Source organism: Thioclava sp. F28-4, from assembly GCF_002020045.1.
GTDB lineage: Bacteria > Pseudomonadota > Alphaproteobacteria > Rhodobacterales > Rhodobacteraceae > Thioclava > Thioclava sediminum.
The window spans coordinates 150791-159499 of record NZ_MPZQ01000008.1 but is presented as its reverse complement, the minus strand read 5'-3'; the positions used below and the strand labels follow the sequence as shown (position 1 = coordinate 159499).

The following is an 8709-nucleotide window of genomic DNA, read 5'->3' as shown; positions in this document are numbered from 1 at the left end:
ATCACCCACCCCCGCGAAACCTCCTGAGGACCATGCCCCAAGGGCAGCAAACCAAACCAACCGAGTCACCAGCGAAATGAACGGAATCGAACCGCCATCAAGGCGACGAAAACACCAAGCCAGAGCTAGGCTCAGGGCCGATTGGTCGGCATGCACCCCCAATTGGCCGACTCTTCCTGAGAACAGAACACCTGCCAAACGGCACATGACACTCATGCCGCGTGGGCCCTTTGGGTCAATCGGCCAACCTGATCGGCCCGCGCTCGGGATAGAGATCGCCGGGACCGGGGTTTGCCGCGGGGCTGCTGCCCCCGAGATGCGTCATGATCCCCCACACCGCATTGAGCGACGTCTGCACCGCACCTTCGACCCAAGCGGGGGTCCAGCTCACACCGTCCCCGGCGAGGAAAACACCCTTCTGGCTTGCCGCCATGCCTTGCTGCATGAAGTGGCCATAGATGCGGTGGTTATAGCGATAATGACCCGGCAGCGCGCCCTTGAAGGCCCCGAGGAAGTTTTCGTCCGCCTCCCAGCTCACGCAGATCGGCTGGCCGCGGATATGCGCGGCAATGTCGACGCCGGGGTAGATTTTGCCCAGCGCCTGCAGCGACAGCTCGACCCGGCGCTCCGCACTGAGCGGCAGCACCTTGAGCGCGTCGCTCATCCAGGCGTAGCTGAGACAGATCACACCGGGGCGGTCGGGCCCATTGTCGAAGAAATAGGTGCCCCGCGTCAGCCGGTCGGTGAGCGTCATCGACATCAGCGGTTCGCCGGTTTCCGGGTCGATATCGTTCCAGAACGGTCGGTCGGTCATGACGAAGGTTTTCGCGGCCTGCATGTAGCGGGTCCGGTCGAGCGCCATCCACATCTTCTGATCGAACAAATCCTCTTCGGTCTCGATCGCCGTCGTCAACAGGTGCGTCTGGCAGGTCGCGAGCACCGCAGCATAGTCGTCCTCGTTGCCCCACTGGTCGCGAAGCCGGATCATTTCGCCTGCGCGGCTCAGGGCGGTCGCGCGGCTGCGCGTCGCGCCGCCATGCAGGCTCGCAAGCGTCGTGCCCTCCGGCCAATGCGCGCAGGCAGGCGCCGCGTTCCAGAGGCGATGCAGGACAGTTTCCACCCCGCCCACGATGTAGCGCTGATCGTCGTCGAGCCCGAGCAGGTTCACCCGCAGGATCTCCAGCATCGAGTTCGGAAAGTCCGAGTCCCAGCCGCCGGTTCCGAAGCCGACCTGACCGAAAATCTCCCGGTGCGAGAAATCGAGCTTCTGGAACGCGTCCGAATGGGCCACGAAATCGTAGAAGGTTCGCTCATCCCAGTCTTGGACGAGCGGATCCCAGATCGCCTTGATGGCCTCAATGTCCTTGGCGCGCACCGCGGCTTGCAGGTCGGGAAAAGCCGCCTGACTGCGCAACGCTTCGTCATAAGCCTCTGCGATCTCATGGTATTGCTCGGGCAGGTCTTCGAGGCTGCGGGCGAAATGGCGTTGGCCTTCAAGCTCGATGACGGTCGACCCGGCGGCGGGCGTCAGCGGGTTGGGAAAGGGTCGGCTCTCGCATCCGACGAGATCGACATAGTGGTAGAACCCACGCGAGGAGACGGGGAAGCGCATCCCGCCAAGCTCCGCCACGACCCCATTCGTTCCTTCGAAACTCTGCGAACGTAGCCGCCCGCCAAACTGAGAGGACTCGTAGACAACGGGCCGCAGTCCCAGCTTCATCAATTCGTAGGCCGCGATCACCCCGGCCGCTCCGGCGCCGATGATGGCGACCGGCGCGCCGAGTACATCCTTCGGAACCGTGCCGAGACCCGCGGGATGACTGATCCAGTCCTCATAGGAAAAGGGGAAATCCGGTCCAAAGGCTGTCAATTGCTGCATGGCTGTCTCCTGCTCCGCCAGTCGTCACCGCAACCCGATGGATGCGGTAAAGAAGACCTCTACGAGAATATCAGGGTCTGCAAGCAGGCATTCCGCCGGCGCTCGGGCCGGGCGGTTGACCAGATCGATCCGGCCTTTCAAGCCCGAGTCACCGCAGCGAAATCCGCGACGGCTCTCACCCGGGAGGCGCCATCGGGCCGGCGGCTTCCGTCGCCGCGATGTATCCCGGCTGCGCTCGCAGCGCCGCCCAATAGGCCGCGACCTTCGGATGATCCGCGAGCAGATCGAACCGCGCCAACAAGGCGATGATATAGGACATCTGGATATCGGCGAGCATCGCCTTGTCGCCAAATAGCAGAGGCCCGGTACCGATCGCCCGCGCGATGAAATTGAGATGGGCATCAAGCGCCGCCTGCGCCTGAGCGGGGACCGGCTTGTCGCGGAAGGCTGGCAAAATCGCCTGCAGCACGACCTCGGCGAAGGAGCTCTCGACGTAATCAAGGAGTTCCTCGTGCTGCCAGAACTCCGGAGTGCCCCGCGGCGGCGTGTGGGTCTCGTCGCCGTATTTCGTGACGAGGTAGCGTAGGATCGTCGCGGACTCCGCGAGTATCCGATTGCCGTCCTCGATCACCGGGGACTTGCCCAAGGGGTGAACCCGGGACAGGGCCTCCGGCGCGCGAAAGTTCTCGGTGCGCTGATAATCGACCCGGTGGCAGGGCTCGCCAAGATCGGCGAGCAGCCAGAGCACACGGGTCGCGCGGGAATAGTGCAGAGCGTGAAGCGTGATCATGGCAGGAACACCGCTTTTGCGTTGACGAATTCCTTCATGCCGAAGCCGCCGTGCTCGCGCCCGTAGCCGGAATCCTTGACCCCGCCGAAGGGCATGTTCGGATCGGCGGTCCCGAAGGAGTTGATCCGGACCATCCCGGTGTCGAAGTGATCGCGGGCGAGTTTGAGGGCGCGGTCTTCATCCTTGCTGAAAATCCCGCCGCCAAGGCCGTAGCGGCTATCATTGGCGATGCGCATCGCATCCTCGTCATCCTTGGCGCGGATCACCGCAGCCACTGGGCCGAAGATCTCGTCGTCATAAGCGGGCATGCCAGGGGTCACGTCGACCAGCACCGTCGCGGGGTAATAGGCGCCGGTGCCGCCCGGGGCCTCGCCACCGCAAAGCGCCTTCGCACCCTTGGCGAGGCTCTGCTCGACCTGCTCCTTCACCGTCTCGAACTGATCCGCGCTGGACAGCGGACCAAGCTGGGTGTCGTCTTTCGTGGGATCGCCCATCTTCACCGCCTTCATCTGCGCCACGAAGGCCTCGACGAAGGCGTCATAGACCTTGTCCGCCACGACAAAGCGCTTCGCCGAGACGCAGGTTTCGCCGTTGTTATACAGCCGCCCCATCAGCGAGAATTTCACCGCCGTTTCGATATCGGCATCTTCCAGCACGAGATAGGCGTCGTTCGATCCCAGCTCCAGCACAGTCTTTTTCAGCGCCTTCGACGCCACGCTGCCCACATGCCGACCCGCGCCATCGCTCCCGGTCAGGGTCACACCGCGCACCAGCGGATGCTCGATCAGATTGTCGCTGGTCTCGTGGTCGATCAGGATGACCTGGAACAGATCCTCCGGCAGCCCGGCCTCGATGCACAGCTCGCGCAGGCGCAGCCCGGAGCCGGTGCAGATGCTCGCATGTTTGAGCACGCAGGCATTCCCCGCTATCAGGTTCGCCGCCAATACGCGCACCGGCTGATAGAGCGGGAAGTTCCACGGCTGGATCGAGTAGATCACGCCGATCGGCTGATAGGTGACGACACCACGCGATCCGTTAGCGCCGTGGGTGCGTTCCTCGTCGGCGAGCAAGTCGGGCCCGGTCTTCGCGGTATATTCAAAGATCGCGGCGCAGATCTCGACCTCGGCCTTGCCGTCCTTCAGAAGCTTGCCGGTCTCGCGCGTCATCAGCGCGGCCAGCTCCTCCGCATTCTCGCGGAGCTTCGCGGCGATCTTGGTCAGGTAGGGCGCGCGCTCGGAATGGGACAGCTTGCGCCACTCCAGAAAAGCGGACTGCGCGGCCTCGAGTTTCTCGACGGCCTCCTGCTCGGACATCAGCGGATAGGTCTGGATCGTCTCGCCCGTCGCAGGGTTGGTGGTGGTGATCGTGGACATGAGAACTCCTTCGATTTCACCAGAGAAACTTGCACCGCAGTCGTGGAGTTCCAGCGCCCGCGACGGTAACGCGGCGTCTTTCGGCCCGCGAAACGGTCATTGCTGACCACGAAAACTTGTCCCTAGCCCGGTCTTGTCGCTCTCACCCGGGGCCAAGCATTTGAAGACCCCAGAAAAGACGCAGCGGAACGTAGCCGCGCGCCTTTTCGCTGCACGCTTTGCGGTCGCCTCGGACGCAGGGCGCTCTATCTGGCAATGCAAGCGCGCCCTCGGAAACCTCTGGGCGTGAACCAACCTCTTCCCGACGACATTCAAATCTGGAGATCGACATGGCGACCACTGGCAAGCAACTGTTCACGACGCTGGAGGCAGACGGTACGCTCACCGTCGCGATCGAGGACGTGGACTTCGCCGATCCGACCGGCAACCAAGTCCTCGTGAAGATGGAGGCGGCTCCGATCAACCCCTCTGACCTCGCCATCCTCGTCGGGGCAGCGGATATGGAGAACGCGGAATATTCCCCCGGCAAATTCGTGGCCAAGATGCCCGAGCCGTTCAACGCGGGTTCGAAAGCGCGGCACGGCCTCAAGCTGCCCGCCGGGAACGAAGGTGCAGGCACCGTTGTCGCGACCGGTGACAGCGACGCAGCCAAGGCGCTGATGGGGCAACGCGTGTCTTGCGTGCCGGGCAACGCCTATAGCCAATATTGCATCGCCGACGCGCAGATGTGCCTGCCGCTGGGCGATCACTCCTCCGAGGACGGCGCGAGCGCTTTCGTCAATCCGATGACCGCGCTGGGGTTCGCCGAGAACGCCAAGATGGATAAGCAGGACGCGATCCTGCACACGGTCGGGGCGTCGAACCTCGGCCAGATGCTGACCCGCATCTGTCAGGAGGACGGGCTCGGTCTCGTCAATATCGTGCGCAAGGACGATCAGGTCGATCTGCTTGAGAAGATCGGCTCGACCCATGTCGTGAACTCGTCGCAGGATGACTTCATGCAGCAACTCAGCGCCGCGATCGACGACACCGGCGCGTTCTACGGCTTCGACCCGATCGGCGGCGGCCACGCGGTCGACAACGCGTTCAAGGCGATGGAGCAGGTCGCGGTGAGCCGGATGACGGAATACTCGCGCTACGGCTCGAACCAGCCCAAGCGGATGTTCATCTACGGTCGGCTCGACACCGGCCCGACGACGCTTTCCCCAAGCTACGGCTTCGGCTGGACGCTCTCGGGCTGGCTGCTGTTCCCGTTCCTGCAAGCGGCGGGGCAAGAAACCGTCGGCCGCATGCGCAAGCGCGTCCGCGACAATCTCACCACCACCTTCGCCAGCCACTACAAGACGCGCGTGAATCTCGACGAGATGCTGACGAAGGAAGCCGTGACCGATTACCGGAAGATGAAGACCGGAGAGAAATACCTCGTGACCCCCTGGTCCTGATGATGCATCGCCGAAGTGGCCCGGATCGGTTCCGGGCCGCTTCGGATTCTGACGAACCGACAGTCGCTGGGCTAGACCAGAGTCAGCTCACGCTCCGCCCGTGTCGGCGCGGCGGGAAAAGCAATCTGAGGCAGAACGCAGTCTCTGCGAGGATCGTCAGCCCGTATGCCGGGGCGAAGGCCGATGAGAGGTCGGGGGCGAGAAGCCGGATTCCGCTGCCGATCAGATAGATCAGACCGGCCAGCGCCAGCCCCGCCCCAAAGGCTTTCGCGAAGAGGCCCGAGCGCCAGACCAGCGCGCCCATCATCAGGCTGTTCACGCCGAAGAAAACCAGCCCGAGATCGTAGCCATGGCCATGCAGGTCGAGAAAAATCAGCGCCAGCGACTGGGCGTCGGCCACATCATGACCGTTTGACAGAAGCAGCCAGGCCGTCTGCAACGCCATCAGGTTTGCCGCGATGAGGACCGCCTGAATCAGCCGAAACACCATCGCCGACAGGGCAAGACCCGGAGCAACCCCGCGGAAAATCAGATAAAGCAAGACGGCAAGCCCCGCATCGCTCAGCGCCATGACCAGATCGGCGATGATCGCCAGCCGGAACTGGCCCGGTGCCGCCAGTATCGCCGCGGCCGTGCCCGCGGCATCTGAAAGGTCGATCAGGGGAGCGCGCAGGCCGAGCTCGGCACCCAGCCCCATGACGATGATGATGAGGTAAAGCAGCCCGGCGAGGCGCGACTTTCGGGTCAGGTCGTCGGTCAGGGAAAGTTGGGCCACGCGGAGGTCCTCCGTTGATTGACGCTCACGCCGCTCCCGACTGCGCCACGCGCGAAGCGCGGAACCTATCGGCAACGCGCGGACGGTTCGCGCGCTGCCCGGCCCAGACCGAGATCAGAACGATAGCCGCGCCGCTCATCTGGAGCAACGACAGGCCCTGCCCCAGCCAGAGCCAGCCGAGGGTGACCGCCGTGACCGGGCTCATCATCCCCAGCATCGAAACCGCGCCGGGCTCGAGACGGGCAATGCCCCGGAACCAGATCGCATAGGTCGCGCCCGCCCCGATCAGGCCAAGCCAGATCAGACCTGACAGGTTCAGCGCGGTCAGCGGCGGCAGGGACGGCTCGACGATCAAAGCCAGCGGCAGAAGGACCAGCCCGCCTGCCGTCAGTTGCCAGCCGGTGAAACTCAGCGCCGAGACAGGCGGCTCCCATTTGCGGCTCAGCACGGTGCCCGCCGCCATCGACGCGGCCCCGCCAATACCGGCGATGACACCCACAGGATCCAATGCGGCCTCGGGCCCCAGCAAAAGAAGCGCGACACCCAGTACACCCGTCGCCGCGGCGATCACCGCCCCGGCGCGCACCGGCGTGCCAAGCCAGCCGCGCGCCATGAGGATGACCATCATCGCCTGCAGCGAACCGAGCGTCGCCGCGACCCCGCCGGGCAGACGATAGGCCGCCACGAAAAGCAAGCTCCAGAACAGGGCGAAGTTCAGACTGCCAAGGAGGAAAGTGCGGCCAAGCCATGCACGCGGCGGCAGCGACCGCGTGAACGCGACCAGCAACAGCCCCGCAGGCAAGGCGCGCAGGGCCGCAAGCGTGATGGGGTAGCCAGCGGGCAGCGCCTCGGTGGTGACGAGATAGGTGCTCCCCCAGATAGCCGGGGCGAGCGCCGTGAGGAAAATGTCGGTAGTGCGTGACATCGGGTGACTCGTATTCAGGGAGAAGACTGGGCTTTCGCGGGCGGTATCGGCGGACCGCGTGAAGGTGCCTTTGGCACCTTCGGTCGGGTCGCTCAGCGGAAGTGGCGCGGCGAGAGACAGGGGCGCTCGGGCCAAGGCTCGAGCCCGATATCGCGCATCAGATGGGGTGAGAGATCGCGCGGCACGCGTCGCGGACTGTAGCGCCGATGCCGGAGACCTCGGAACAGGAAACGGAGCTTCATCAGGGGCACTCCTCAGGCGACGAGTTTCAGGGAACTGCGCAACTGTGCCGCGAGGTCGTCGCGCGTCCCGTTCACGAGCCGCGCACCGGTTTCCCGGACGATCAGCGCGGGGATGGAGCGCACCTGAAGCGCGCGGGCGCGCTGCCGATCGGCTTCGACAGCCTCCGCCGTGGCCGGATCGTCAAACGCCTCTGCGAAGGCCGCCGCCTCGAACCCGAGGCTTCGCGCGACGTCGCGCACGATGACCGGATCGGCGATGTTGCGGGCCTCGGTGAGATGCGCGCGCTGCAGCCGGTCGAACATCTCCCAATGGGCGCCCTGCCCGCCCAGCGCCTCCGCGGCCTTGCATCCGAGCGCGGCGGTCATCCCGTGCGGATAGTCGAAATCAGCGGCCCGCATGGCCGCGATATCGACAAGCTCCGGTCGGTCGCTGACCTCTCTACAGACCGCCCAATGCCCGAGGATGGTCTCACGGGCGGCTTCGGGGGAGCCCCAGCGCGCAGCCATTTCGGCGCGGTCTGCCTGCAGGACGAATGTGCGATGCCGGATGTCGAGATCGAACTCGGCGGCGAGGCTGCGCATCCGCGACGAGATGTTGAAACACCAGCAGCAGACGACGTCGTGAAAGAAATCGATGGTGAGCTTGGGCATCACGCGGCCTCCTCGTTCAGAGCGGCTCCTGCGAGCCGCGCCGCGATGCGCGCGACATGGGCGCCCTGGAAGCGGGCGCCCGCGAGATCGGTCTCGGTCGGTGTCCGCGATCCGTCCGCTCCGGCGATCGTGCCAGCGCCGTAGGGCGCACCGCCGACGATTCCGTCCGCCCTCGTCTGATCGGCGAAAGTGTAGGGCATCCCGGCGATGAGCATCCCGAAATGCTGCAGCGGGATCTGCGTGGAAAGCAGCGTCGCCTCGTGCCCGCCATGCTGCGATCCGGTGGAGGTGAACACGGCGGCAACCTTGCCGACCAGCGCATTGCGCGCCCAGAGCCCGCCCGCCTGATCGAGGAAGGACTTCATCTGCCCGGCCATCATCCCGAACAGCGTGGGCGTGCCGAAGATGATCGCATCGTAGGCTTCGAGATCGGCGGGGCTAGCGACGGGCGTGTCGTCGGCGGCGAAGCCAGCCTTCTGCCGGATATCGTCAGGCAGGGTTTCGGGAACGCGGCGCAGATCGACATGCGTGCCGGGCACGCTGCGCGCCCCCTCCGCTCCGGCTTGGGCGAGCGCACGGACATGGCCGTAGCTGGAATAATAAAGAACGAGAACGCGGGTCATTGGATCCTC

At 64.9% G+C, this 8709-nt stretch carries 9 protein-coding genes; 1 reads left to right on the top strand and 8 read right to left on the bottom strand.

Going from position 1 to position 8709, the window contains the following annotated elements:
- Positions 1-235: 235 nt before the first annotated feature.
- From BMI87_RS16885 to BMI87_RS16875, 3 genes are all read right to left on the bottom strand, one after another.
- Positions 236-1879 (bottom strand): NAD(P)/FAD-dependent oxidoreductase, encoded by a 1644-nt coding sequence (locus BMI87_RS16885; protein ID WP_078522783.1) that lies wholly within the window; start codon positions 1877-1879, stop codon positions 236-238.
- Positions 1880-2054: 175 nt separating this feature from the next.
- A complete protein-coding gene (locus BMI87_RS16880; protein WP_078522782.1) occupies positions 2055-2669 on the bottom strand; it encodes a glutathione S-transferase family protein in 615 nt (204 codons plus the stop codon).
- Entirely contained in the window at positions 2666-4042 is a 1377-nt protein-coding gene (locus BMI87_RS16875; protein ID WP_078522781.1) for an NAD-dependent succinate-semialdehyde dehydrogenase, read from the bottom strand. Before BMI87_RS16875 ends, BMI87_RS16880 begins: the two co-directional genes overlap by 4 nt.
- A 329-nt stretch (positions 4043-4371) precedes the next feature.
- Between BMI87_RS16875 and BMI87_RS16870 the strand changes: the two genes are divergently transcribed.
- Positions 4372-5484, top strand: coding sequence for a zinc-binding dehydrogenase (locus BMI87_RS16870; protein WP_078522780.1), 1113 nt, complete (start codon positions 4372-4374; stop codon positions 5482-5484).
- 82 nt (positions 5485-5566) lie between these two features.
- Here the strand turns inward: BMI87_RS16870 and BMI87_RS16865 are convergent, their stop codons facing one another.
- The 5 genes from BMI87_RS16865 to wrbA all read right to left on the bottom strand — a co-directional run bounded on the left by BMI87_RS16865 (position 5567) and on the right by wrbA (position 8700).
- A complete protein-coding gene (locus tag BMI87_RS16865; protein ID WP_146681649.1) occupies positions 5567-6259 on the bottom strand; it encodes a DUF4386 domain-containing protein in 693 nt (230 codons plus the stop codon).
- Between the two features lie 25 nt (positions 6260-6284).
- Positions 6285-7184: an EamA family transporter gene (locus BMI87_RS16860; RefSeq protein WP_078522779.1), complete on the bottom strand. Its 900-nt coding sequence runs from the start codon at positions 7182-7184 to the stop codon at positions 6285-6287.
- 92 nt (positions 7185-7276) lie between these two features.
- The gene (locus BMI87_RS22590; protein ID WP_168175231.1) at positions 7277-7426 is read right to left on the bottom strand and encodes a hypothetical protein; all 150 of its coding nucleotides are present in this window, start codon (positions 7424-7426) and stop codon (positions 7277-7279) included.
- A 12-nt stretch (positions 7427-7438) separates the two neighbouring features.
- A complete protein-coding gene (locus BMI87_RS16855; RefSeq protein WP_078522778.1) occupies positions 7439-8077 on the bottom strand; it encodes a DsbA family protein in 639 nt (212 codons plus the stop codon).
- Positions 8077-8700 (bottom strand): NAD(P)H:quinone oxidoreductase, encoded by a 624-nt coding sequence (gene wrbA, locus BMI87_RS16850; protein WP_078522777.1) that lies wholly within the window; start codon positions 8698-8700, stop codon positions 8077-8079. Before wrbA ends, BMI87_RS16855 begins: the two co-directional genes overlap by 1 nt.
- Positions 8701-8709: the final 9 nt, after the last annotated feature.